Annotated in this window: 22 protein-coding genes and 1 tRNA gene; 12 read left to right on the forward strand and 11 right to left on the reverse strand. The window is 73.0% G+C overall.

Annotated elements, in window-relative coordinates:
• Positions 1-172: 172 nt before the first annotated feature.
• Both ACWC91_RS05965 and ACWC91_RS05970 read left to right on the forward strand, forming a co-directional pair.
• Positions 173-484, forward strand: coding sequence for a dsRBD fold-containing protein (locus tag ACWC91_RS05965; RefSeq protein ID WP_141362470.1), 312 nt, complete (start codon positions 173-175; stop codon positions 482-484).
• 12 nt (positions 485-496) lie between these two features.
• Positions 497-1,789: a phosphoribosyltransferase family protein gene (locus ACWC91_RS05970; protein WP_281155268.1), complete on the forward strand. Its 1,293-nt coding sequence runs from the start codon at positions 497-499 to the stop codon at positions 1,787-1,789.
• 82 nt (positions 1,790-1,871) lie between these two features.
• Here ACWC91_RS05970 and ACWC91_RS05975 read toward each other — a convergent pair.
• Positions 1,872-1,959: transfer RNA gene (locus ACWC91_RS05975), tRNA-Leu, on the reverse strand.
• 227 nt (positions 1,960-2,186) lie between these two features.
• Between ACWC91_RS05975 and ACWC91_RS05980 the strand changes: the two genes are divergently transcribed.
• From ACWC91_RS05980 to ACWC91_RS05990, 3 genes are all read left to right on the forward strand, one after another.
• The gene (locus ACWC91_RS05980) at positions 2,187-3,512 is read left to right on the forward strand and encodes a M20/M25/M40 family metallo-hydrolase (RefSeq protein WP_225076106.1); all 1,326 of its coding nucleotides are present in this window, start codon (positions 2,187-2,189) and stop codon (positions 3,510-3,512) included.
• Between the two features lie 167 nt (positions 3,513-3,679).
• Positions 3,680-3,913 (forward strand): chaplin ChpH, encoded by a 234-nt coding sequence (gene chpH / locus ACWC91_RS05985; protein WP_141362476.1) that lies wholly within the window; start codon positions 3,680-3,682, stop codon positions 3,911-3,913.
• Between the two features lie 191 nt (positions 3,914-4,104).
• Positions 4,105-4,929 carry a chaplin gene (locus ACWC91_RS05990; RefSeq protein ID WP_450643825.1) on the forward strand — a complete coding sequence of 275 codons (825 nt, stop codon included), beginning with the start codon at positions 4,105-4,107 and terminating at the stop codon, positions 4,927-4,929.
• A gap of 73 nt (positions 4,930-5,002) precedes the next feature.
• On the opposite strand, the gene ACWC91_RS05995 is transcribed toward ACWC91_RS05990, so the two are convergent.
• Positions 5,003-5,191, reverse strand: coding sequence for a DUF5703 family protein (locus ACWC91_RS05995; protein ID WP_030244084.1), 189 nt, complete (start codon positions 5,189-5,191; stop codon positions 5,003-5,005).
• Between the two features lie 47 nt (positions 5,192-5,238).
• Between ACWC91_RS05995 and ACWC91_RS06000 the strand changes: the two genes are divergently transcribed.
• Positions 5,239-5,943, forward strand: coding sequence for a hypothetical protein (locus ACWC91_RS06000; protein WP_450643826.1), 705 nt, complete (start codon positions 5,239-5,241; stop codon positions 5,941-5,943).
• A 111-nt stretch (positions 5,944-6,054) separates the two neighbouring features.
• Here ACWC91_RS06000 and ACWC91_RS06005 read toward each other — a convergent pair whose 3' ends face one another.
• Both ACWC91_RS06005 and ACWC91_RS06010 read right to left on the reverse strand, forming a co-directional pair.
• Positions 6,055-8,547 (reverse strand): helix-hairpin-helix domain-containing protein, encoded by a 2,493-nt coding sequence (locus ACWC91_RS06005; protein ID WP_450643827.1) that lies wholly within the window; start codon positions 8,545-8,547, stop codon positions 6,055-6,057.
• Positions 8,544-9,527 carry an aldo/keto reductase gene (locus tag ACWC91_RS06010; RefSeq protein WP_376502836.1) on the reverse strand — a complete coding sequence of 328 codons (984 nt, stop codon included), beginning with the start codon at positions 9,525-9,527 and terminating at the stop codon, positions 8,544-8,546. The genes ACWC91_RS06005 and ACWC91_RS06010 overlap by 4 nt, the downstream gene beginning before the upstream one ends.
• A 176-nt stretch (positions 9,528-9,703) precedes the next feature.
• Here ACWC91_RS06010 and ACWC91_RS06015 point away from each other — a divergent pair, with 176 nt between their 5' ends.
• The gene (locus ACWC91_RS06015) at positions 9,704-10,759 is read left to right on the forward strand and encodes an LLM class F420-dependent oxidoreductase (RefSeq protein WP_225076110.1); all 1,056 of its coding nucleotides are present in this window, start codon (positions 9,704-9,706) and stop codon (positions 10,757-10,759) included.
• Between the two features lie 272 nt (positions 10,760-11,031).
• Positions 11,032-11,820 carry a ferritin-like domain-containing protein gene (locus ACWC91_RS06020; protein ID WP_450643828.1) on the forward strand — a complete coding sequence of 263 codons (789 nt, stop codon included), beginning with the start codon at positions 11,032-11,034 and terminating at the stop codon, positions 11,818-11,820.
• Positions 11,821-11,835: 15 nt separating this feature from the next.
• Here the strand turns inward: ACWC91_RS06020 and corA are convergent, their stop codons facing one another.
• Entirely contained in the window at positions 11,836-12,834 is a 999-nt protein-coding gene (corA, locus tag ACWC91_RS06025; RefSeq protein ID WP_225076112.1) for a magnesium/cobalt transporter CorA, read from the reverse strand.
• Positions 12,835-12,895: 61 nt separating this feature from the next.
• Between corA and ACWC91_RS06030 the strand changes: the two genes are divergently transcribed.
• The 4 genes from ACWC91_RS06030 to mshC all read left to right on the forward strand — a co-directional run bounded on the left by ACWC91_RS06030 (position 12,896) and on the right by mshC (position 16,348).
• Positions 12,896-13,582, forward strand: a complete 687-nt coding sequence (locus ACWC91_RS06030) for a histidine phosphatase family protein (protein ID WP_281154454.1) — start codon at positions 12,896-12,898, stop codon at positions 13,580-13,582.
• Between the two features lie 79 nt (positions 13,583-13,661).
• On the forward strand, positions 13,662-14,252 hold the full coding sequence (locus tag ACWC91_RS06035) for a DUF3090 domain-containing protein (RefSeq protein WP_141362492.1): 591 nt from the start codon (positions 13,662-13,664) through the stop codon (positions 14,250-14,252).
• Complete coding sequence (locus ACWC91_RS06040) at positions 14,216-15,046, forward strand: SCO1664 family protein (RefSeq protein ID WP_225076114.1); 831 nt, start codon at positions 14,216-14,218, stop codon at positions 15,044-15,046. Before ACWC91_RS06035 ends, ACWC91_RS06040 begins: the two co-directional genes overlap by 37 nt.
• Before the next feature lie 72 nt (positions 15,047-15,118).
• Complete coding sequence (gene mshC, locus ACWC91_RS06045; RefSeq protein WP_225076115.1) at positions 15,119-16,348, forward strand: cysteine--1-D-myo-inosityl 2-amino-2-deoxy-alpha-D-glucopyranoside ligase; 1,230 nt, start codon at positions 15,119-15,121, stop codon at positions 16,346-16,348.
• Between the two features lie 61 nt (positions 16,349-16,409).
• On the opposite strand, the gene ACWC91_RS06050 is transcribed toward mshC, so the two are convergent.
• From ACWC91_RS06050 to ACWC91_RS06075, 6 genes are all read right to left on the reverse strand, one after another.
• Positions 16,410-17,402, reverse strand: a complete 993-nt coding sequence (locus ACWC91_RS06050) for a PAC2 family protein (protein ID WP_225076116.1) — start codon at positions 17,400-17,402, stop codon at positions 16,410-16,412.
• A 180-nt stretch (positions 17,403-17,582) separates the two neighbouring features.
• A complete protein-coding gene (locus ACWC91_RS06055; RefSeq protein WP_450643829.1) occupies positions 17,583-18,254 on the reverse strand; it encodes a FadR/GntR family transcriptional regulator in 672 nt (223 codons plus the stop codon).
• A gap of 150 nt (positions 18,255-18,404) precedes the next feature.
• Positions 18,405-20,036, reverse strand: a complete 1,632-nt coding sequence (locus ACWC91_RS06060) for an FAD-dependent oxidoreductase (protein ID WP_450725820.1) — start codon at positions 20,034-20,036, stop codon at positions 18,405-18,407.
• A 39-nt stretch (positions 20,037-20,075) separates the two neighbouring features.
• Positions 20,076-21,635: a glycerol kinase GlpK gene (glpK, locus tag ACWC91_RS06065; protein WP_225076119.1), complete on the reverse strand. Its 1,560-nt coding sequence runs from the start codon at positions 21,633-21,635 to the stop codon at positions 20,076-20,078.
• Between the two features lie 96 nt (positions 21,636-21,731).
• Positions 21,732-22,526, reverse strand: a complete 795-nt coding sequence (locus ACWC91_RS06070; protein WP_225076120.1) for an MIP/aquaporin family protein — start codon at positions 22,524-22,526, stop codon at positions 21,732-21,734.
• Positions 22,527-23,643: 1,117 nt separating this feature from the next.
• Positions 23,644-24,408 carry an IclR family transcriptional regulator gene (locus tag ACWC91_RS06075; RefSeq protein ID WP_225076121.1) on the reverse strand — a complete coding sequence of 255 codons (765 nt, stop codon included), beginning with the start codon at positions 24,406-24,408 and terminating at the stop codon, positions 23,644-23,646.
• Positions 24,409-24,410 lie beyond the last annotated feature (2 nt).

The raw sequence follows: 24,410 nt of genomic DNA on the forward strand, positions 1-24,410 counted from the left end.
CCATTCTGCCCGCGGCGGCGCACCCGCCCGCCCCCGGTACGCCCGCTTCCCCCGTCGCGCCCGTGCGGCACGCGCGCGACGGGGGCACAGTGGAAGACGGAGGCCACGCCGGGTCACTCGTCGCCTCGACCGTGTGACCTCGCCTCCCACCGGAGTTGAGGAGACACGGACGATGACTCGACCCGTCGGCATCCGGCCTCCCTCCGTCAAGGAGTGGCGGCTCAATCTGTATCTGTCCGAACACGACCCGGACACCACCGCCCGGATCGTCCTGGACACCGGCGACAACGTCCTGGAGACCCGGGCGGAGGCCCGCCGCAATCCGTACGACATGGCGGTGCCCGAGATCGGCGACGAACTCGCGGCCGGCCGTGCGCTGATCGCGCTCGGTCGCGAGCTGCTGCGCGCCGCCGCGGGCGACATCGACGCGGTGGGAGCGCCGGAGGCGACGCCTCCCGTCCCCCTGTGGACATCCAGGGAGTGAAGGAGCCGAACGGTGCTCTTCACGGACCGTCTCGACGCGGGACGGCGGCTGGCCGCCCGCCTGGAACATCTCACCGGCCAGGACGTCGTGGTGCTCGGCCTGCCGCGCGGCGGCGTCCCCGTGGCCGAGGTCGTCGCGGAGGCCCTCGGCGCCCCGCTGGACGTGTGCCTCGTACGGAAACTGGGCGTGCCCTTCCACCCGGAGCTGGGCATGGGGGCGATCGGCGAGGACGGCGTACGCGTACTCGGCGAGGACGTGCTGCGCGACGCACGCGTCACACCCGGGGAACTCGCGCGCGTGGAGGAGCGCGAACGCGACGAACTCCGGCGGCGTGCCGAGCGCTACCGGGGCGAACGGCCACCGGTCGCCGTCGCGGGCCGGACCGCGGTGGTCGTCGACGACGGCGTGGCCACCGGCTCGACGGCGCGGGCGGCCTGCCGGACGGTACGCGCCCGCGGGGCCGCGCGGACCGTGCTGGCGGTCCCCGTCGCACCGCCGGACTGGACGCACCGGCTCGGCGGCGAGGCCGACGAGCTCGTGTGCCTGGCCACCCCGCCGGACTTCTTCGCGGTCGGCCAGTTCTACGCCGACTTCGCCCAGCTCGACGACGAGGACGTCGTCGCCTGCCTCCGCCGGGCGGCGGGCCGCTCGCACCGGTTCCCCGTCGACCGCGAGGTGGAGGTGGCGGCCGGCGCCGTGCGGCTCGGCGGTCATCTGACGGTGCCCCCCGAGGCCGTCGGCATCGTGGTCTTCGCGCACGGCAGCGGCAGCGGACGGCACAGCCCGCGCAACCGCTTCGTCGCCGAGGGCCTGAACCGGGCCGGCCTCGGCACCCTCCTGTTCGACCTGCTCACCGAGGAGGAGGCGCGGGAGCGGGCCAACGTGTTCGACACCACGCTGCTGGCCGCCCGGCTCACCGCCGCCACCGGCTGGCTGCGCGGCCGGCCCGGCGCCGGGCGGATGGCGGTGGGCTACTTCGGTGCCAGCACAGGCGCGGCCGCCGCCCTCTGGGCAGCGGCGGAGCCGGGCGCGCACATAGCCGCAGTGGTCTCCCGAGGCGGCCGTCCCGATCTGGCCGGGACGCGCCTGCCGGACGTGACCGCTCCCACCCTGCTCATCGTCGGCGGCGCCGACACCGTCGTCCTCGACCTCAACCGCCAGGCGCAGTCCCGGCTGCGCTGCGAGAGCCACCTCGGCGTCGTCCCCGGCGCCACCCATCTCTTCGAGGAGCCCGGAGCCCTGGAGACGGTGACCGACCTGGCCCGGGACTGGTTCACCGACCACATGGCGGCGGCGCACGTGTAGCCCCGGGGCGGCGTGCGGTGTGCGATGTGCGGTGGGAACGCGAAAACGGTGCCGACCGATACTGGTCGACACCGTTTTCCGGTGGTGTCCGAGGGGGGACTTGAACCCCCACGCCCGATAAAGGGCACTAGCACCTCAAGCTAGCGCGTCTGCCATTCCGCCACCCGGACGGGGTGTCTGTCGTGCGGGCCTTCCCGCGGCGACGAAGGAAACATTACCAGGCTTTCGGGCAGGCCCGATCACCCGTCCGCCCCAGGGGGCCGTCGCGCGCGGGGGCCGGGGGCGGGCGGCGGCGGGCGGGGCCCGGGGCTCTCTTGGGGTTGGCGCGGGGGAGGGGGAGGATGAGCGGACCACCGGCACACGGGGTGGCCACCAGCACACAGCGGGAGGAAGCAGCGTGAGCGAGACGGGCACGGCCAGGGGCGTCACCGGCGAGGACGAGGTCGTGGACCTCTGCCGCGAGCTGATCCAGATCGACACCAGCAACTACGGCGACCACTCGGGACCGGGTGAGCGCAGGGCGGCCGAGTACGTCGCCGAGAAGCTCGCCGAGGTGGGCCTGGAACCGAAGATCTTCGAGTCGCACCCGGGCCGGGCCTCCACGGTGGCCCGCATCGAGGGCGAGGACCCCTCCCGGCCGGCGCTGCTGATCCACGGCCACACCGACGTCGTACCGGCCAACGCCGACGACTGGACCCACCACCCCTTCTCCGGGGAGGTCGCGGACGGGTGCGTGTGGGGTCGCGGCGCGGTCGACATGAAGGACATGGACGCGATGACGCTGGCGGTCGTGCGCGACCGGCTGCGCAGCGGACGCAGGCCCCCGCGGGACATCGTGCTCGCCTTCCTCGCCGACGAGGAGGCCGGCGGCACGTACGGAGCCCGGTACCTGGTGGACAGCCACCCGGACCTGTTCGAGGGGGTCACCGAGGCGATCAGCGAGGTCGGCGGGTTCTCCTTCACCGTCAGCGAACAGCGACGGCTGTACCTGATCCAGACGGCCGAGAAGGGCATGCACTGGATGAAGCTGACCGTGGCCGGCACCGCGGGGCACGGCTCGATGATCCACCGGGACAACGCGATCACCGAGCTGTCGGAGGCCGTCGCCCGGCTCGGGCGGCACAGGTTCCCGGTGCGGGTGACCAGGACCACCCGCGCCTTCCTGGACGAACTGGGCGACGCGCTCGGCACCAAGCTCGACCCGGAGGACATGGACGGCACGATCGCGAAGCTCGGCGGCATCGCCAAGCTCATTGGCGCCACCCTGAGCAACACCGCCAACCCCACGCAGCTGGGCGCCGGTTACAAGGTCAACGTCATCCCGGGCGAGGCCACCGCGCACGTCGACGGGCGGTTCCTGCCCGGCTTCGAGGAGGAGTTCCTCGCCGACCTCGACCGGATCCTGGGACCGAAGGTCAAGCGCGAGGACGTGCACTCCGACAAGGCCGTCGAGACCACCTTCGACGGGGCCCTGGTGGACGCTATGCAGTCCGCGCTGGTGGCCGAGGACCCGGCCGCGAAGGCCATCCCGTACATGCTCTCCGGAGGCACCGACGCCAAGTCCTTCGACGACCTGGGCATCCGGGGCTTCGGCTTCGCGCCGCTGAAGCTGCCGCCGGAGCTGGACTTCGCCGGCATGTTCCACGGCGTGGACGAGCGGGTGCCGGTGGACGGCCTGAAGTTCGGCGTGCGCGTGCTCGACCGGTTCATCGACGCGTCCTGAGTTCCGCCCGGATTCGTCATCAACGGCTTGACCCGGGTAATCGACCGCGCGTGCGGGAAGACCGGGAAGGGTGAATGCGACCATAAGCTCGTATCCCGATTAGTCCCTCCTCGTTACAGGTGATGCGATCAGCAACATGGGATCGCCTTTGTCAACGAGGAGGAACAATGATCAAGAAGGTCGTCGCTGCCGCGGTCGCCACCGGTGGACTGGTTCTCGCGGGCGCCGGGATGGCCGCCGCCGACTCGGGCGCCCAGGGTGCTGCCGTGCAGTCCCCCGGCGTCGTTTCCGGCAACGTCATCCAGGTGCCCGTTCACGTGCCGGTGAACGTGTGCGGCAACACGATCTCGGTGATCGGGCTGCTGAACCCCGCCTTCGGCAACACCTGCGTCAACCACTGACGTTGTGCCCCGCCCCGTGAGGGTCTGACTCCATCGGCTCCGTGGGGGGTCTGAACCCGTCGGCCCCGGAGCGCCCGCCATGCGCTCCGGGGCCGACCGGTTTACCGGCGCGGTCGCGACGACGGAATTCCGACGGATGCGATCGCGCGTTCCGGAAGGTTCGAGAAGGTCGAAGGCAGGGATTCAGCAAAATGCGACAGGTCACCCGCAAGGGCCTGATGACGGTGGCCGCGGCCACCGGCGTGATCGCCGCGGCGAGCGGCTACGCCCACGCCGACGCGGGCGCGTCCGGCGCCGCGTCCCGGTCACCGGGCGTGCTGTCCGGCAACACGGTGCAGGTGCCGGTGCACGTACCGGTGAACGTCTGCGGCAACACGATCAACGTCGTCGGACTGCTCAACCCGGCGGCGGGCAACACCTGCGCCCAGCACGGCGGCGGCAGCGCGTCCGGGAACAACGGCGGTGCCCACGCCCAGGGGCGCACCAGCGGCTCGCCGGGCGTCGGCTCCGGCAACACGGTGCAGGTGCCGGTCGACGTGCCCGTCAACGTCTGCGGCAACAGCGTCGACGTGATCGGCGCGGCCAACCCGGCCATGGGCAACCACTGCGCCAACGGCGGCGGGAGCCACACCACGCCTCCGGGCGGCGACCGGGAGATCCCGCCCAGCACACCGAGGCACCCGGGCCACCCCGGTCACCCCGGCCACCCCGGGACTCCGGGACATCCGGGGACGCCCGGTCACCCGGGTACTCCGGGGCAGCCCGGCACACCCAGCACTCCTGCCACCCCCGCCACCCCGGCCACGCCGCCCTCCGAGGACGGCGGCAGCGGCACTCCCGGTGGTTCGACGCGGGTGAACCAGCCGGAGGCGCAGTCCGTCGCCGCGACCAGCAGCCGGGCGCAGCTCGCCCACACCGGCAGCGAACTGCCGATGGGCGCCGTCCTGCCGGTGGGCGCGGGCGCGCTGCTCGCGGGTGCGGTGCTGTACCGCAAGGCACGGACCTCCGCCCGGTAGCCCGAAAACGGCCATGCCCATGACAGAGCGGGCCCCGCTTCGGCGGGGCCCGCTGTGGCTCGGCCGCCTCAGCTCACCACGTGGCGCGCACCTGGCGGATGATCCGCCGGCGCAACCGCACCCTGCGGCTGCCGTCGCGCAGCAGGCTCAGACGGTACAACTCCCAGTGTCCGTACTCGGCGTGGTCCGTCAGCAGACGTGCCGTCTCCTTGCGGGACACCCCACGCGGGACGTACACGTCGACAAATTCGTATTCCGGCATCGCATCTATTGTGCGGGCTGGGGCCCGGTACGGATAGCGTCTGCACTATGTCTGATGCTGCGCAGCCCACCGCTGCCGAGGTACGCGCCGCCGCCGAGGCGGTCAAGACCGCGCTCGACCGCCACCTGGCCGCGGTCGAACGCAGGTCGGGTGATGAAGACCCGGCCGTCTACGAGGCGTTCAACCAGCTGGCCGCGGCGGCCGAGGCGTACGACGAACTGCTCTACGACCGCTACGACGAGGTCACGCCCTTCGAGATCCCCGGTGACGACTCGCTGCCGCCGTACACGGGTCCCGAGGAGCCGAACGCGATCAGCGTGATCATCCGCCGCGACTACGCCGTGGCCGAGCCGCAGCGGCTGCTGGCGCAGGCCCAACGGGTGGAGGCCGCGGACTCCGAGGCCGTCCTGGGCACCGCCGAGGGCGCCTCCGGCACGGCGCACGGGGCGATCGGCATCCTGTTCGGCGAGTTCGAACCGGACGAGATCGCCTCCCGGCACAAGGAGTTCGGCCTGGAGGAGGGTGACTCGACTTTGTGGGTCACCGCCGCGGACGAGCCCGCCGACCCGGGCGAATGGCTGGACGCCCCCTTCGAGCACGTCGACCCGGAGCGGGTCGTCTGCCGTTTCGACGTCAGCGCGGTCTTCGACGACGAGGACGACGAGCTGGACGACGAGGACCTCGACGAGGACGACTTCAGTGCGCCGCTCGACGAAGAGGACCTGGAACCGCTGGACGCGAACGACCGCTGAGGCCGTGGGCGGACCGGCGGTCGCCGGTCCGCCCGGTCGCACGCCGGGCGGGTCCGCGGCGGCCGAGGCGCGTGTTCCAGGAGCGCTGGGAGTTCCAGGAGTTCCGGGAAGTCAGCCGGCCGTTCCCTCCTGCGTCCCGGGATCCTGCGCCGGGGGCTGGAGCAGGGCGGGCAGACGGGTCGTACGCGGCCTGGCCGGGATCTCGGCGACGGCACGGGGCAGTGCCTGCTCCACGCCGTGCACCACGGACAGATGCCGGGCGGCCCGGCTGAACGCCGTGTAGACCCACGGGCGGCTGAGCCCCTTGGCCGCGTCACCGGGCAGCACGACGACCACCGCGGGCCACCGGCCGCCCACGGCCTGGTGCGCGGTCAGTGCCCAGCCGTGCCGCAGTTGCGTCTCCACCCGCTCCTTCGGGACCACCACGTGGGCGCCCGAGCAGGACAGGTGCAGCCCCTCGGCGTCGGCCTTCACCACCTGACCGGGCAGCGTACGGCCCGGAGCGGGGGAGTAGGCGATCCGGTCGCCGGGGTCGAAACCGCCGAAGCGGCCGGGGCCCGGGTTGAGCCGCTCCTTCAGCGCGGCGTTCAGCGCACGCGTGCCGGCCGCGCCGCCGTGACCTGGGGTGATCACCACGGTCTGCTCGGCCGGGACGCCGATCGCCCGCGGCACCGAGTCCGCGACGAGCTGCACGGTCCGGTGCACGGCCTCGCCCGCGTCCCGCACCGGGACGATCACCACCTCCTTGCCGGGCGCCGCCACCTGGTTCAGCTCGCCGGCGCCGACGCCGGAGACCAGCTCGCCGAGCGGGCCCGGATCCGGCAGGCGCGAGGCGATCTGCGGGCACACCCGCGCCGCCAGCAGATCCGCGAACACGCGACCCGGCCCCACCGACCACAGCACCGCCGGATCCCCGGCCAGCACCAGCCGCGCCCCGTCCGGCAGCGACTCGACCAGCAGAGCCGCCGTCTCCACGTCCAGTTGGGGCGCGTCGAGTACGACGAGGAGGTCCAGCGCGAGCGAGCCGTCCTCGTCCCGGCCGGGGCCCTCGGCGCCGGACAGCAGTCCGGCCACGGTGGCGACGGCGGGCTCGGGTGCCTGCGCGAGCCGCGCGAGAAGCTGCCCGAAGCCGTCCCGGCCGAGCGGGCTGTGGTCGGCGGCCCAGGCGCGCAGCCCGAGACGACCCGCCTCGACGAGCAGCCGCGCGGGCTCGACGCGGGACGCCTCCCCGCCGGTGTGCAGCACCAGTCCGTGCCCGGCCACGGCGCGGAGCAACTCGGCGGCGGAGCCCTGCGCGGAGGCGGCGGCCCGCTCCCAGTCCGAGGCCGAACCGCCTTCCTTCGGCGCGGAGTTGATCAGGCGGGCGAGTCCGTCGGCCAGACTCTCCTCGGCGAGCGCGTACCGCTCCAGGCCGACGAGGACGCGCACCGGACGCCCGTCGTCCTCGTCCGCCTCCCCGGTGGCCGGGGTGTCCTCCAGGGCGTCCTGGAACACCAGGGCCTCGCCCTCCGCCAGCGTGCCGTTCAGGGCCGCCTCGGGGTCGGGCACCGCCCGCTGGGCCAGGGCGGCGGTCAGGGCCGGGGCCTCCAGGGCCGTGTGCCCGGCGAGGGCGGCCTGCTCCAGCAGCCACACGGTGAAGGCCCGCCCGCGGCGCTCGTCGTCCGGACGGCACTCGGCGCCGAGCAGGGCGCGCGCGAACCCGTCGGCCTGCTCCGGCCGTACGCCGGTGACGTGCAGCAGCTGCCAGGGGTCGGCGTGCAGTCGCTCCTCCGCGCCCTCGCCGAGGGCAGCGGCGGCCTGGGGGGCGAGCGTCTCCGGTGCGCCGCCCCGGGCCAGCACCCGGCGCACCGCCTGGACGGTCTCCGGCGCCGGCCCGGCGGGCGCGGCGGCGGCCTCGGGTGCCACGGTCCTCGGCCGCGGTGCCGGTTCGGGGGCGGGGCGGCGCGGTGCGGGCTCGGGCTCGGCGAAGACGGTGGCCGAGGGCTTCTCACCGCTCTCCACGGCCCGCACGGCGGCCAGCAGGTCGGCCGCCGTGCCGCTGAGCTTGCCGCCGCTCTCGATCGGCCCCTTCCGCTCGGCCTTCCGCTGCTCGATCCGTTCCCGCTCGACCCGCTGAGCCGCCAACTCGGCCTCGGCCTCGGACCTCTTGCCCCCGTCCGAGCCGTCCGGGCCGTCCGGGCCGTCCGGGCCGTCCGGGCCGTCCGAGGGCTCCGCCTCCGCGCCGGACCGCCCGTCCTCCACCGAGCCAGTGCCGCCCGCGCTCGCGCCGTCCTCCGGAGCGCCGCCCGCACCCGGAGCGACGCCCCCGCCCGAGGCCGCTGCCGCACCGGCCTCGGAGGCGCCGTCTTCCGAGTTCGCCCCGCCGTCCGAGGCGCCGCCTTCCCCGGCCGCCTCGGCTTCCGAGGCGCCGCTCCCCGCGCTCGTTCCGGCCCCGGAAGCGTCCCCCTCCGCAGCCGCCCCGCCTTCCGGCGCGCCGTTCCCCGAGACCCCGCCCCCCGACGTACCGCCCTCCCCGACCGGGCCGTCGTGGCGGAGGTCGTCGTTTGCCCCGGGATCCGGGGTGCCAGGCCCCGTCTGTTCCGTGGTCTCCGGCTCCGTGCTCACAGCGTGCTCCAGTCGTGATCGGGATAGCGGTGCACGGGCTCCGACACGTCGTCGAGCGCCCGGCAGATCTCGTCAGGAAGACTAAGCGCCTCCACCGACAGCACCGCCGTGAGCTGCTGCGCGTTGCGGGTACCGACGATCGGTGCCGTCACGCCCGGCCGGTCGCGGACCCAGGCGAGGGCCACCTGGAGCGGGGTCACCGCCAGCCCGTCCGCCGCCGTGGACACCGCGTCCACGATGCGGCACGCCGTGTCGTCCAGGTACGGCTCGACGAACGGTGCCAGGTGCTCCGAGGCGCCCCGCGAGTCCGGCGGCGTCCCGTTGCGGTACTTGCCGGTCAGCACGCCTCGGCCCAGCGGTGAGGACGGCAGCAGGCCGACGCCCAGGTCCAGCGCGGCGGGCAGCACCTCGCGCTCCACGCCGCGTTGCAGCAGCGAGTACTCCATCTGCGTGCTCGCCAGCCGCGTCCGGGCGCCGGGCGCCGCGAGCTGCCAGGTCGCGGCCTTGGCCAGCTGCCAGCCGCAGAAGTTGGAGACGCCCGCGTAGCGCACCCGGCCGCTGCCGACGGCGAGGTCGACCGCGTGGAGTGTCTCCTCCAGCGGTGTGTGCGGGTCGAAGGCGTGGACGTGCCACACGTCGACGTAGTCCGTGCCCAGGCGGGCGAGGGAGGCGTCCAGCGCGGCCAGCAGATGGCCGCGGGAGCCGTCGAAGCGCCGGTCCGGGTCCGGCACGCTGCCCGCCTTGGTCGAGAGGACCAGGTCACGGCGGGGCACGAGGCCGTCCATGAGCAGCCCGAGCAGGTACTCGGCCTGTCCGTCGCCGTACACGTCCGCCGTGTCCACGAGGGTGCCGCCCGCCTCCCAGAACACCTTCAGCATGTCCGCGGCGTCGTGCTCGTCGGTGTCCCGGCCCCAGGTGAGGGTGCCGAGGCCGATGCGGGACACGCGCAGGCCCGTACGGCCGAGATGCCTCTGCTCCATGGTCGCGAGATTACTGGCCACGGCTGGTACGTGGGTGACCTGTGGACAACCCGGTCCCCGCCCACAGGGGCGGCGCCGCGAACCGGCCGTCCCGCAGGTCGTGCACTGCCATGTGCCGTGGTGCCGCGCTAGTGTTCCCCGCACAACGGACGTTACTGATCGGTAAGGGGAACGGCATGCAGCTCGGGATCAACCTCGGCTACTGGGGTGCCGGCATGGACGCGGACAACCTGGCCGTCGCGCAGGAGGCGGACCGGCTCGGATACGCCGTGTGCTGGGCGGCCGAGGCCTACGGCTCGGACGCGGCCACCGTGCTCACCTGGGTCGCCGCGCAGACCGAGCGCATCGACGTGGGCTCGGCCATCTTCCAGATCCCCGCCCGGCAGCCCGCGATGACGGCGATGACGGCCGCCACGCTGGACTCGCTGTCCGGCGGCCGCTTCCGGCTCGGCCTCGGCGTCTCCGGCCCGCAGGTGTCCGAGGGCTGGTACGGCGTGAAGTTCGACAAGCCGCTGGCCCGCACCCGCGAGTACGTCGAGATCGTCCGCAGGGCCATGACGCGCGAGCGGCTGACGTACGACGGCGAGCACTGGACGCTGCCGCTGCCGGGCGGTCCCGGCAAGCCGATCAAGCTGACCGTCCACCCGCAGCGCGAGCACATCCCGCTCTACATCGCCGCCATCGGCCCGAAGAACCTGGAGCAGACCGGCGAGATCGCCGACGGCGCGCTGCTCATCTTCCCCTCCGCCGACCATCTCGAGGAGACCGCGGTCAAGCACTTGCGCGCCGGCCGTGAGAAGGCCGGCAAGACCCTGGACGGCTTCGACGTCTGCCCGACCCTGCCGCTGGCCGTCGGCGACGACAAGGACGTGTCCCGCCTCGCCGACACCTTCCGCCCCTACACCGCGCTGTACGTCGGCGGCATGGGCAGCCGCAAGCAGAACTTCTACAACCAGCTCGCCCGTCGCATGGGCTACGAGAAGGAGGCCGCCGAGATCCAGGACAAGTACCTGGCCGGCGACAAGCAGGGCGCCGCGGCCGCCGTACCGCAGCGGCTCATCGACCAGACCACGCTGCTCGGCTCCGTCGACCGGATCGCGGACCGCATGAAGGCCTACGCCGCGGCCGGGGTGACCACGCTGACCCTCGCCCCCGCGGGTTTCATGCTGGACGAGCGGCTTGCCTCGCTGCGGGCCGGCACCGAGGCCCTGGAGCGCGCCGGGCTGGCGTGACCGCCCGCCGCGACACGGCAGGCGGCGGGCGGTACGGCGGTGGCTTTTCGCGGCCGTGGTGGGGGCTCGGGGGTCTTCCCCGCCACGGCCGTCATGGAGAACAACGCGCCCGCCGCCACGCGGTTACGCCCGTGTCCGGCCCCGTTCCGGTCGCCCCGCCGCCCGCCCCACGCTCCTCCGTTCGGCGTAGTGCGCCCTCACCCCTGTTGCGGCACCCCCGCGGTCGCATTTGACTCGTGCTGCGCGCCAGTCAGGCAGGGAGGTGGCCCGCGGTGCTTTCGCCGGGAAGCCTGTTCCGGGAGATTCTCGACCACGACGAGTCCTTCCGGCTGTTCTGCTCCATCGCGGCCGGCGGGGAGGCGCAGGGCGGCTGGGAGAACGGCCGGATCGCGGCGCTCGTACCGCCCGGCGAGCGCGGCCTCGCCCCGAAGATCGCCCGCCACGGGGCGGACGAGGACAAGCACGGCCGGATCTTCCGCGCCCTGCTGCGCAAGCGCGCTCTGGACCCCGTGCCGGTGCCCCCGGAGACGGACTACACGATGCTCCTGGAACGGCGGGGCATCGGGCTCCCGCACGACCGGCTCCGCTCCGACGAGCCGCTCACCGTGGAGGACCTCGTCGTCTACCTGGCCCACAGCCGGGTCACCGAACAGCGCGCCAGCGAGCAGATGAGGCTGCTGTGCAGGCACTTCGGCGACCACCCCGGCATCGGGCGGGCGGTGCGGATGATCGCCGACGACGAGGACGGCCACCTCGCCCACTGCCACGAGGAACTGCTGCGCCTCGCCGCCGCCGGGTACGGCCGGACCATCCGGCGGACGCTGCACGCGTACGCGCTCGCCGAGATCCGCGTCCACCGCGACGTCAGCCTGGCCGTCATGTCCCGTATGGGCCGCATCCTCGCCTGGTCCGCGGCCAGGTCGGCGCTCCTCGCGGCCGGCATCCACGCCGTGTACGCCTACGAGCGGCTGGTGGGCCGCCGCCGGATGACGACCCTGCGCATGCCCGAGCGCCGCGACGCCCTCGGCGGACCCGCCGCCCAGGCGCCCGAGTTCGCCTGACGGCTGACGCGGGACCTACAGCCAACCCCGCCGCTTGAACAGCCGGTACAGCAGCATCTCCAGAGCCGCCATCAGCAGGATCACCGCCGGGTAGGACCAGAGCCAGTGCAGCTCCGGCATGTGCGCGAAGTTCATCCCGTAGATACCGGCGATCATCGTGGGCACCGCGGCCATGGCCGCCCACGCGGAGATCTTCCGCATGTCGTCGTTCTGCTGCACGCCGGTCTGCGCGAGGTGCGCCGACAGGATGTCCGAGACCAGCCGGTCCAGGCTCTCCACCGAGTCGTTGACCCGGGTCAGATGGTCGCTGACGTCCCGGAAGAACGGCCGCGCCTTGTCGTCCACGAAGGGCACGGTGGGGGAGAAGAGGCTCGTGCCGGTGCCGCCCAGGCGGGACATCGGCAGCGCCAGCGGGCCCGTCGCCCGCCGGAACTCCGTGATCCGGCGTTTGAAGGCGTAGATGCGTGAGGCGGAGTGCCGCGAGCCGCCGTCCGGCGAGAAGACCTCCGCCTCCAGCTCCTCCAGGTCCGTCTGGAGCTCGGCGGCCACGTCCAGGTAGTGGTCGACGGTGGTGTCGGCGATGGCGTACAGCACGGCGGTCGGGCCATGGCCGAGCGTCTCCGGCTCCTGTTCGAGCCGGCGCCGTACGGTGGCGAGCCCGTCGCCCTCGCCGTGGCGGACCGTCACCACGAACGAGTCGCCCAGGAAGATCATGATCTCGCCGGTGGAGACGGCGTCGCTGCGCGGCTCGTACACCACGGGCTTGAGCACCACGAACAGGGAGTCGTCGTAGACCTCCAGCTTGGGCCGCTGATGCGCCTTCAGGGCGTCCTCGACCGCCAGGGGATGCAGCGCGAACTCCTCGGTGACCAGGCCGAACTCCTCCTCGCTCGGCTCGTGCAGCCCCACCCACACGAAACCCCCGGCGGCCCGCGCCGCGGCCAGGGCGTCGGAGAGGTCGGCGAAGCCCGGTGTGCGGTGGCCGTCACGGTAGACGGCGCAGTCGACGATCACAGAGCGTGTTCTCCCTTCGGCCGGTCGCCACCCGAAGCGTTCGTACGCCTACCCTGGCCGCATGCCCACGCTGATCCTCGTCAGGCACGGACGTTCCACCGCCAACACCGCCGGACTGCTCGCCGGCTGGACCCCCGGGGTCGCCCTGGACGAACGCGGCACCGTGCAGGCCGCGGCGCTGCCGGGGCGGCTCGACGGACTGCCGATCGCCGAAGTCGTCACCAGTCCGCTGCAGCGCTGCCGGGAAACCGTACGACCGCTGCTGGACGCCCGGCCGGAACTGACCGCGCACACGGACGAGCGGATCGGCGAGTGCCACTACGGCGACTGGTCCGGCCGCAAGCTCGCCGAGCTCAAGGACGAGCCGCTGATGGAGGTGGTGCAGGCGCACCCCTCGGCGGCCGCGTTCCCGGGGGGCGAGTCCATGCGCGCGATGCAGACCCGCGCCGCCGAGGCGGTGCGCGAGTGGAACGCGCGCGTGGAGCGCGACCACGGCGCCGACGCCGTCTACCTGATGTGCTCCCACGGTGACATCATCAAGTCCCTCGTGGCGGACGCGCTCGGCCTTCATCTGGACCTCTTCCAGAGGATCTCCGTCGAACCCTGTTCCGTCACCGCGATCCGCTACACCAGGTTGCGGCCCTTCCTGGTACGGCTCGGCGACACCGGGGACTTCGCGTCCCTGGCACCGCGTGAGGAGCCGGAGGGCGACGACGCACCGGTCGGGGGCGGCGCGGGCGCACCGTGATCGTCGGCCGCAGTAGGGTGAAGCGGTCGCCCTCGACTTCCCGATTCAGACGTTCTCACGATTCCCATGGAGACAGGACGTGTCCCGTCAGGTGTTCCTCTACGACCCCCCGGACCGCTTCGTGGCCGGCACGGTCGGACTGCCCGGGCGCCGTACGTTCTTCCTCCAGGCCACCGCAGGCCCCCGGGTGACCAGCGTGGCCCTGGAGAAGACCCAGGTCGCCGCGCTCGCCGAGCGCATGGACGAACTGCTGGACGAGGTGCTGCGCCGCAGCGGCGGCAGCGCCGCCGTGCCCGCCATGGCGCCCAGCGAGATCGCCGACACCGGCCCGCTGGACACTCCCATCGAGGAGGAGTTCCGGGTGGGCACCATGGCGCTCGCCTGGGACGGTGAGGAACAGCGCATGATCGTCGAGGCGCAGGCCCTCGTCGAGCTCGACGCGGAGTCCGAGGAGGACCTCGCCGAGGCCGAGGAGCGGCTGCTGCAGGACGAGGAGAACGGTCCCCCGATGCTGCGGGTCCGGCTCACCGGCGCGCAGGCGAGGGCCTTCGCCAAGCGCGCCCTCGACGTCGTCAACGCCGGGCGGCCGCCGTGCCCGCTGTGCAGCCTCCCGCTCGACCCGGAAGGACACGTATGTCCGCGCCAGAACGGATACCGCCGCGGAGCGTGACGCCCGGCGCCGAGCCCGCCGAACTGCTCGCCCGGGGTGAGCTGACCGTGCGCGGCCGCATCCGCGAGGCCTCCAACGCGGCACTGTTCTGCACGGTCGCGTACGACGGCCGGGAGGCGTCCTGCGTGTACAAGCCGGTCGCCGGGGAGCGGCCGCTGTGGGACTTCCCCGACGGCACCCTCGCCGCCCGCGAGGTGGCGGCGTACGAGGTCTCCGAGGCGACCGGCTGGTCCCTGGTGCCGCCGACCGTGCTGCGCGACGGCCCGTACGGCGAGGGCATGGTCCAGCTGTGGATCGAGGCGACCCCGGAAGCCGAACTGCTCGCGCTGCTGGACGCCGAGGAACCCGGACCGGGCTGGAAGGCGATCGGCTTCGCCGAGGTCGGCGAGGGGCGCACGGCACTGCTGGTGCACGCCGACGACGAGCGGCTGCGCCGGATGGCCGTGCTGGACGCGGTGATCAACAACGCCGACCGCAAGGGCGGCCACCTGCTGCCGACCCCGGAGGGACACCTCTACGGCATCGACCACGGCGTCACCTTCAACGTCGAGAACAAGCTGCGCACCCTCCTGTGGGGCTGGGCGGGCGAACCGCTCCCGCCGGAGGTCCTGGCCGTCCTCAAGGCCCTGAAGGACACCCTCCGCGACGGCGCCCCCCTCGCGACCCGGCTGGCCGCCCTGATCACCCCGGCCGAACTCGACGCCACCCGCGCACGCGTGACCGCGCTGCTCACCTCCGGCGCACACCCCGAGCCGAGCGGAGAGTGGCCGGCGATCCCATGGCCGCCGGTCTGAGAACAGGGGTCAACCAGCCATCCGGGGTGGTCCGGTTCGTAGATGGGACCGCGGTCCGGTTACGCTCATGACATGCATGCCTGGCCCGCTTCCGAAGTCCCCGCCCTGCCTGGTGAGGGCCGCGACCTCAGGATCCACGACACCGCGACCGGTGGTCTGGTCACACTCGACCCCGGCCCCGTCGCCCGTATCTATGTCTGCGGCATCACGCCGTACGACGCCACCCACATGGGGCACGCGGCGACCTACAACGCGTTCGACCTCGTGCAGCGCGTGTGGCTCGACACCAAGCGGCAGGTGCACTACGTCCAGAACGTGACCGACGTCGACGATCCCCTGCTGGAGCGGGCGCAGCGCGACGACGTCGACTGGGTGGAGCTGGCCGAGCAGGAGACGGCCCTGTTCCGTGAGGACATGACGGCCCTGCGGATGCTGCCGCCCCGGCACTACATCGGCGCCGTGGAGGCCATACCCGGCATCGTCCCGCTGGTCGAAAGACTGCGCGACCTGGGGGCGGCGTACGAGCTCGACGGGGACGTGTACTTCTCCGTCGAGTCCGACCCCCACTTCGGCGAGGTCTCCCGCCTCGACGCGGCGGCCATGCGGCTGCTTTCCGCCGAGCGCGGCGGCGACCCGGATCGCCCGGGCAAGAAGAACCCGCTCGACCCGATGCTGTGGATGGCCGCCCGGGACGGCGAGCCGAGCTGGGACGGGGGGTCCCTCGGCCGCGGCCGGCCCGGCTGGCACATCGAGTGCGTGGCCATCGCCCTGGACCACCTCGGCATGGGCTTCGAGGTGCAGGGCGGCGGCTCCGACCTCGCCTTCCCGCACCACGAGATGGGCGCCTCGCACGCCCAGGTGCTCACCGGCGAGTTCCCCATGGCCAAGGCGTACGTCCACGCCGGCATGGTCGCGCTCGACGGCGAGAAGATGTCCAAGTCCAAGGGCAACCTGGTCTTCGTCTCGCAGCTCAGGCGTGACGGCGTCGACCCCGCCGCCATCCGCCTCGCGCTCCTCGCCCACCACTACCGCTCCGACTGGGAGTGGACCGACCAGGTGCTCCAGGAAGCCGGCGAGCGTCTGGACCGCTGGCGCGCGGCCGTCTCCCGGCCCGACGGCCCGTCCGCGGACGGGCTGGTCGAGGAGATCCGCGACGCCCTCGCCGACGACCTGAACGCCCCGGCGGCCCTCGCCGCGGTCGACCGCTGGGTGGCCCTCCAGCAGGAGCACGGCGGCGAGGACACCGGCGCCCCCGGCGTCGTCTCCCGCGCCGTGGACGCCCTGCTGGGCGTGGCTCTCTGACCCGACCGGCCGGACACGGCAGCAGGGGCGGTGCCCGTCACGCGCACCGCCCCTGATCCGTTCACTCCTCCGACGAGTCGTTCCCGGCGTCCCCGTCGTCCGGCTCCGCCTTCGGCGGTCGCGGCGGCCGGGGCCGGCCGCCGGGGCCGTCCCGCAGATACGAGCCGCCGTCGCCGCCGTCCGCCGTGGCGTGGCCGCCCGACGACGGGCCGCCGCCGTCCCGGCGCCGCAGATACCGCTCGAACTCACGGGCGATCGCCTCGCCCGACGCCTCCGGCAGCTCGGCGGTGTCCCGGGCCTCCTCCAGCGTCTGGACGTACTCCGCGACCTCGCTGTCCTCGGCGGCCAGCTGGTCCACGCCCACCTGCCAGGCACGCGCGTCCTCCGGCAGCTCGCCCAGCGGAATGCGCAGGTCCAGCAGGTCCTCCAGACGGTTGAGGAGGGCCAGCGTGGCCTTCGGGTTCGGCGGCTGCGACACGTAGTGCGGGACCGCCGCCCACAGCGAGACGGCCGGGACACCCGCGTGCGTGCAGGCCTCCTGGAGGATCCCGACGATGCCCGTCGGCCCCTCGTACTTGGTCTCCTCCAGGTCCATGCGGCGGGCCAGATCCGTGTCCGACGTGGTCCCGCTGATGGGGACCGGACGCGTGTGCGGGGTGTCACCGAGCAGCGCGCCCAGGATGACCACCAGCTCCACGCCCAGCTCGTGCGCGAAGCCGAGCAGTTCGTTGCAGAACGAGCGCCAGCGCATGGACGGTTCGATGCCGCGGACCAGCACCAGGTCGCGCGGCTTGTCGCCGCCGACCCGGACCACCGACAACCTGGTCGTCGGCCAGGTGATCTTGCGCACGCCGCCGTCCATGAACACGGTGGGGCGGTTGACCTGGAAGTCGTAGTAGTCCTCGGCGTCCAGCGCCGCGAACACCTCGCCCTTCCACTCCCTCTCCAGATGCGCGACCGCGGTGGAGGCGGCGTCGCCGGCATCGTTCCAGCCCTCGAACGCGGCCACCATGACCGGGTCGATCAGCTCGGGAACCCCCTCGAGCTCGATCACCCAGCGCCTCCTTCCGACGTGCCCTCGCCTGACCCACCAACCTTACGGCGTTCGGCGGGGGCGTCCGCAGCCCCCTTGCACGGGGGAGTGAACGGATCACTGCCCCGTCCGAGTCCTTCGAACACCCATGATCGCCGCCCCGGCGGCCCCGCCCGTCCACGGGTCCACACCTCCGATGGATCACCGGGCCGAGCGCAGCCACTGCTCCACGCTCGCGATGTGCACCGTCGCCCACGAACGCGCCGCCTCCGCGTCCCGGTCGCGCAGCGCGCCGAGGATCGCGCGGTGCTCGCTCAGGGTGCGGCCGACCGCGTCCCGCCGGGCCAGTCCGCGCCAGACGCGGGCCCGGGTGGCGGGACCGGACAACCCGTCGAGCAGGGAGCACAGGACCGAGTTGCCGCAGCCCCGCGCGATGCCCCGGTGGAACTCCAGATCGCAGGCGACCAGCTCCTCCACCGAGGGATCGCCGCCGAGCGCGTCAAACCGGGCGTCGAGCGCGGCCAGTTGCTCCTCGCTGATGCGGGACGCCGCCATCGCGGTCGCCGCCGGTTCCAGGATGCGGCGCACCGCCAGGAACTCCAGCGCCGTGTCGGCGCGGTGGAAGTCGACGACGAACCCCAGTGCCTCCAGGAGCAGTTGGGGATCCAGGCTGGTGACGTACGTGCCGTCGCCCTGCCGCACGTCCAGGACCCGGATCAGGGACAGCGCCCGCACGGCCTCCCGCAGGGAGTTGCGCGACAGCCCCAGTCCGGCGGCGAGTGCGCTCTCCTTGGGCAGCCGGTCGCCGGGCCGCAGCGCACCGGAGACGATCATCCCCTTGATCTTCTCGATCGCCTCGTCGGTCACCGCCATGACCGGCCTCCCCAGCGCGCTCAGACATCGGATGTCTCGGCCCATTATGGAGGCTCCCCGGACCGGCCCGGGAGGAAAACGCACAGCTCGGCGCCGCGGCCGGCACCCCCTGCGGGGGAGCCGGCCGCGGCGCCGGCCCGGCGGCTTCGCTCACTGCCCGCCGGGCCGCCTCCGGTCGAGCAGGTCCCGCACCTTCGCCCGTACGTCGTCCGTGGCCAGGCCGCGGATCGTCAGCGTCGTACGCCGGCGCAGCACGTCGTCCGCCGTCTGGGCCCACTCGTGGTCCCGGGCCCAGACGACCTGCGCCCAGATCTCCGGGGCGTCCGGGTGGACCCGCTCGCCCAGCTCCGGGTTCTCGTTGGCCAGCCGGGCGATGTCGAAGGCCAGCGAACCGTAGTGCGTGGCCAGGTGCTTGGCGGTGTCGGCCGCCATGCGCGGACCGGGCGCCGGACGGTCCACGAGGAGCCGGTGGGCGACCGCCCGCGGGTTGGCGATGCCCGGCAGCGGCAGCCGCTTCGGCAGGGAGGAGATCGGCTCGAAGTCCTCGCCCAGCGGGGCGCTCGGCAGGGACTCCAGCTTCTTCATCACCGTCCGGCCGATGTGCCGGAAGGTGGTCCACTTGCCGCCCGCCACGGACAGCATGCCGCCCCTGCCCTCCGTCACCACCGTCTCGCGCCTGGCCTTGGCGGTGTCCCCGGGGCCGCCCGGCAGTACCCGCAGCCCGGCGAACGCGTACGTGATCAGGTCGCGGTCGAGCTGCCGGCCGCGTACGGAGAACGCGGCCTCGTCGAGTATCTGGGCGATGTCCTTGTCGTCGACCGCGACATCGGCCGGGTCGCCCTCGTACTCCTCGTCGGTCGTGCCGAGCAGCAGTATGTCCTCCCAGGGGAGGGCGAAGGTGATGCGGTACTTGTCGATCGGCGTGGCCAGCGCGGCCTTCCACGGGGAGGTGCGCTTGAGCACCAGGTGGGCGCCCTTGGACAGGCGGATCGACGGCGCCGCGTTCGGATCCTCCATCCTGCGCAGGTGGTCCACCCAGGGGCCGGTCGCGTTCAGCACCAGGCGGGCGTCCACCCCGAACTCCTCGGCGGACAGCCGGTCCCTCAGCTCGGCGCCGGTGACCCGGCCCCGGGTGAAGCGCAGACCGGTCACCTCGGCGTGGTTGAGGACGACCGCGCCCGACTCGACGGCGGCGCGGACGGTCATCAGCGCCATGCGCGCGTCGTTCATCTGGTCGTCGCCGTAGACGGCCACCGCCCTGAGGCTCTCGGTGCGCAGCTCCGGCACGTCCTGCGCGGCCCTCGCCGGGCTGAGCAGGTGGCCGACGCCGTCGCCGAAGGCGGACAGCGCGGAGTAGGCGAACACGCCCGCCCCGAGCTTCGCCGCGCCGTGCGGACCGCCCTTGTACACGGGGAGGTAGAAGGTGAGCGGGTTCGCCAGATGCGGAGCCACCTGGCGGGAGACCGCACGGCGCTCGAAGTGGTTCTCCGCCACCAGCTTCACCGCGCCGGTCTGCAGGTAGCGCAGGCCCCCGTGGAGCAGCTTGGAGGAGGCGGAGGAGGTGGCGCCGGCGAAGTCGCCGGCGTCGACCAGAGCCACCCTGAGACCGGACTGCGCGGCGTGCCAGGCGGTGGAGATGCCCAGGATGCCGCCGCCGATCACGAGGAGGTCGTAGGCCGCCTTCGAGAGCTGCTCCCGGGTCTCGGCACGGCTCGGGTTCGGGCCGCAGGACGGAACCGTTCCCAGGGCGGGCACGGACTGCAGGGTGGACTGACCGGTCATCGCTTGTTCTTGCTCCTCGTCGGCTTTCGTCGGCTTTCGTCAGCTCTCGTCGTCGAGCCAGCCCATGGTCCGCTCGACGGCCTTGAGCCAGTTCTTGTACTCACGGTCGCGGATGTCCGCGTCCATGCGGGGGGTCCATTCGGCGGCCCGGCGCCAGTTGGCGCGCAGGTCGTCGGTGCTGCTCCAGAAGCCGACGGCGAGACCGGCGGCGTAGGCGGCGCCGAGGCAGGTGGTCTCGGCGACCATCGGGCGCACCACGGGGGCGTCCAGGAAGTCCGCGAGCATCTGCATCAGCAGGTTGTTGGAGGTCATGCCGCCGTCGACCTTCAGCGCCGTCAGCTCGACACCGGAGTCCTTGGTCATGGCGTCCGCGATCTCCCGCGTCTGCCAGGCGGTGGCCTCCAGGACGGCGCGCGCGAGGTGCGCCTTGGTCACGTACCGCGTCAGGCCGGCGATCACCCCGCGGGCGTCGGAGCGCCAGTACGGGGCGAACAGGCCGGAGAAGGCGGGCACGAAGTAGGCGCCGCCGTTGTCCTCGACCGACAGCGCGAGCGTCTCGATCTCGGCGGCGGTGGAGATCAGGCCCATCTGGTCGCGCATCCACTGCACCAGGGAGCCGGTGACGGCGATCGAGCCCTCCAGGGCGTAGACCGGCTTGTCGTCGCCGATCCGGTAGCCGACGGTGGTCAGCAGTCCGCTGTACGAGTTGATGATCTTGTCGCCGGTGTTCATCACCATGAAGGTGCCGGTGCCGTACGTCGACTTGGTCTCGCCCTCGGAGAAGCAGGTCTGGCCGAACAGGGCCGCCTGCTGGTCGCCGAGCGCCGAGGCGACCGGGATGCCGCCGAGCAGGTCGCCCAGCTTGCCGCCCTTGATCTCGCCGTAGACCTCGGCGGAGGAACGGATCTCGGGCAGGATCCGCGTCGGTACGCCGATCGACTCGGCGATCTTCTGGTCCCACTCCATGGTGTGCAGGTTCATCAGGAGGGTCCGGGAGGCGTTGGTGACGTCCGTGACGTGCTTGCCGCCGTCCGTGCCGCCGGTCAGGTTCCAGATGACCCAGGTGTCCATGGTCCCGAACAGCAGGTCGCCCGCCTCGGCGCGCTCGCGCAGTCCCTCGACGTTGTCGAGCAGCCAGCGGGCCTTGGGACCGGCGAAGTAGGAGGCGAGGGGGAGGCCGGTCTCGCGGCGGAAGCGGTCCTGGCCGACGTTGCGGCCCAGTTCCTTGCACAGGGCGTCGGTGCGGGTGTCCTGCCAGACGATGGCGTTGTGGACGGGCTCACCGGTGTTCCGGTCCCACAGCACGGTGGTCTCGCGCTGGTTGGTGATGCCGATGGCCTCGATGTCGGCGCGGGTGATGCCGGCCTTCGCGATGGCTCCGGCGACGACCTCCTGCACGTTGGTCCAGATCTCGGTGGCGTTGTGTTCGACCCAGCCCGGCTTGGGGAAGATCTGTTCGTGTTCCTTCTGGTCGACGGAGACGATCCGGCCGTCCCGGTCGAAGACGATGCAGCGGCTCGAGGTGGTGCCCTGGTCGATGGCGGCGATGAAGGGCCCTTGGCCGTGGGATGCGAGGCCGGCGGTGTGGGCGTCCGTCACTGTCTGCTCCTGGGGTCCGTGGTCGATGGGGCGGGGGTACGGCGTTCGGGGTGCGGCGCGGTGCGCTGTGCGCGAGGGCTCGGAGAGCGGTGCCCGTCAGGCGAAGGCGGCGTTGTAGATGCCCGCGCCGATGGCGCCGCCGATGAGCGGGCCGACCACCGGGATCCAGGCGTAGCCCCAGTCGGATCCGCCCTTGTTGGGCAGGGGCAGCAGGGCGTGGACGATGCGAGGGCCGAGGTCACGGGCGGGGTTGATGGCGTAGCCCGTGGGGCCGCCGAGGGAGAGGCCGATCGAGACGACGACGAGGGCGGTGATCAGGCCGCCGAGGACGCCGAGGCCGTTGCCCTGGTCGTTCAGGCCCTGGGTGAGGACCGCGAGGATCAGCACGACGGTGCCGACGATCTCCGTGGCGAGGTTCTGCGCCGCGTGCCGGATCTCGGGGCCGGTGGAGAAGATGCCGAGGACGGGGCCCGCGCCCTTCTCCTGGGCCTCGACCGCCTTGGCGGCGGTGGTCTGGGCGCCGGGGCCGCCGACGATCTCCCGGTCGGTGAGGTGGGCGTGGAACTGGCCGTAGTAGGCCACCCAGACCAGGGTCGCGCCGATCATGGCGCCGAGCATCTGGCCGCCGAGGTAGGTCGGGACGTTCGTCCAGTCGCTGTTCTTGATCGCGAGGGCGACCGTCACGGCCGGGTTGAGGTGGGCGCCGGAGAGCGGGCCCGAGATGTACACGGCCGTCATCACGGCGAAACCCCACCCGAAGGCGATGGCGAGCCAGCCGGCGTTGCGGGCCTTGGAGGCCTTCAGCGTCACCGCGGCGCAGACGCCGCCGCCGAGCAGGATGAGTACGGCGGTACCGATGGTCTCGCCGATGAAGATGTCGGAGCTGGACACCCGCGACTCCTTTGTCCTTCGTCCAGAGGTAGCCGAACCCCGGGTCCCTCCGTCCGGGAGCTCGCGCCCTCGTGGGTGAGGGCGAATGCCGGCCCTTGGCGTTGTCACACTCTAGCGCGTATTACCGCAAGGCGTTCGACAATGCCGACCGTTGGACGGGAGTCTCGCCTCGCACCAGGCGACCGTCAAGGCCCCCGGTACCGAAACCGCGATCGTTACTGATCGCGAAGGATCCCGGCGGCCGGCGGCCGGCGGCAGGCGGCACGCGTGAGCGGGCGCGGTGGCGGGTCACGAGGTCACGGCGGCCGGCCGTGGGCGCGGTGACAGGCCCGCGAGGGCGTGGTGGCGGGCCGTGCAGGAGAGGAGGCAGGCTGAGCGGGCGCGGCGGCACGCCGCGTGGGCATGGCGAAGGTCGGTGCGTCTTGAGGCGTGAGCCACGCAATGGCCTCGTGCCCGGTTGCATGGCGGGTGCCAGTGGCCCCGCGCCCGGTCGCACGGGCCGTGCGCAGCGGTTCCGCGGCTTGGTGCGGCGGACAGAAGCGTCCGGCGCCGAGGCCTCGCGAAACCGTGGGGGCGCGGTCCCGGACTGCCGTGGCCAGTTCGTGGGGGAGCCCGTCCTCTCGGCGCTCCCGCAGCATGGCCCCGGACGGTGATGCCGGTTGCGTGGGCACGGCGGCGGGCCGGGCGGGCATGGCCATCGGTCGTCCGGGCACGCCGAAAGCCCGTGCGCCCGGAGGCGTGCCGCCCTGATTGGACGGGAGGAGCTCAGTGGCACCGTGCCTGGTCGCACGGGACGCGCCCCGCGATCCCGCGGCTTGGTGCGGCGGTCGGAAGCGCTCGGCGCCGCAGTCCCGTGGGACCGCTCGGGGCGCCGGTCCCGGATCGGCGCGACGAGTTCGTGGCGGGGCTCGTCCTCTTGGCGCACCCGTTCCACGGCGCCGGTGATGCCGGTCGACGGGCACCCGCGGCCGACCGGGCGGACATGGTGAAGGCAGTTGCGGCCAGAGGCGTACCGGCCCGGTCGTACGGGCGGGGCGCAGGGGCTCCGCCCCTGGTCGTACGGGACGTGAGCAGGGACCCCGCGCCCGGTTGCGCGGCCCGCGGCTTCCCGTGGTGGTCAGAAGCGTCCGGCGCCCAGGTCGCGGGAGACCGCGCGGGCGCAGTCCCGGACCGCCGCGACGAGTTCGTGGCGCAGCTCGCCCTCGCGGCACACCCGCTCCACGGCGCCGGTGATGCCGACCGCGCCGACCGGCATCCGCCGCCGGTCGTGAATGGGCGCGGCGATGGAGGCGACGCCCTCCCAGGTCTCCTCGACGTCGGCGGCGTAGCCACGCGCGCGCGTGAGGTCGAGGATGTGCTCGAAGTCGTCGATCCCGCACACGGTCCGGTCCGTGAACGCCTTGCGGTCGGCCTCGACCGCCTCGCTGTGCGCCACCGGGTCGTACGCCGCCAGCACTTTGCCCAGAGCCGTGCAGTGCAGCGGCTGCATCGCCCCGATCTCCAGCACCTGCCGGCTGTCGTCCGGGCGGAAGACGTGGTGCACGATCAGCACGCCGTGCTGGTGCAGTACGCCCAGGTACACGCTCTCCCCGCTGGACCGGGCCAGGTCGTCCGTCCACACCAGCGCGCGGGCCCGCAGTTCGTGCACGTCGAGGTAGGTGGTGCCCAGGCGCAGCAGCTCCGCGCCCAGCTGGTACCGCCCGGAGGCCTCGTCCTGTTCGACGAAGCCCTCGTGCTGGAGGGTGCGCAGGATGCCGTGGGCGGTGCCCTTGGCGAGGCCCAGTGAGGAGGCGATGTCCGACAGGCCCAGCCGCCGCTCACCGCCCGCCAGCAACCGCAGCATCGCGGCCGCCCGCTCGAGCGACTGGATGTTCCGTGCCATCG

This window comes from Streptomyces sp. NPDC001204 (assembly GCF_053598035.1).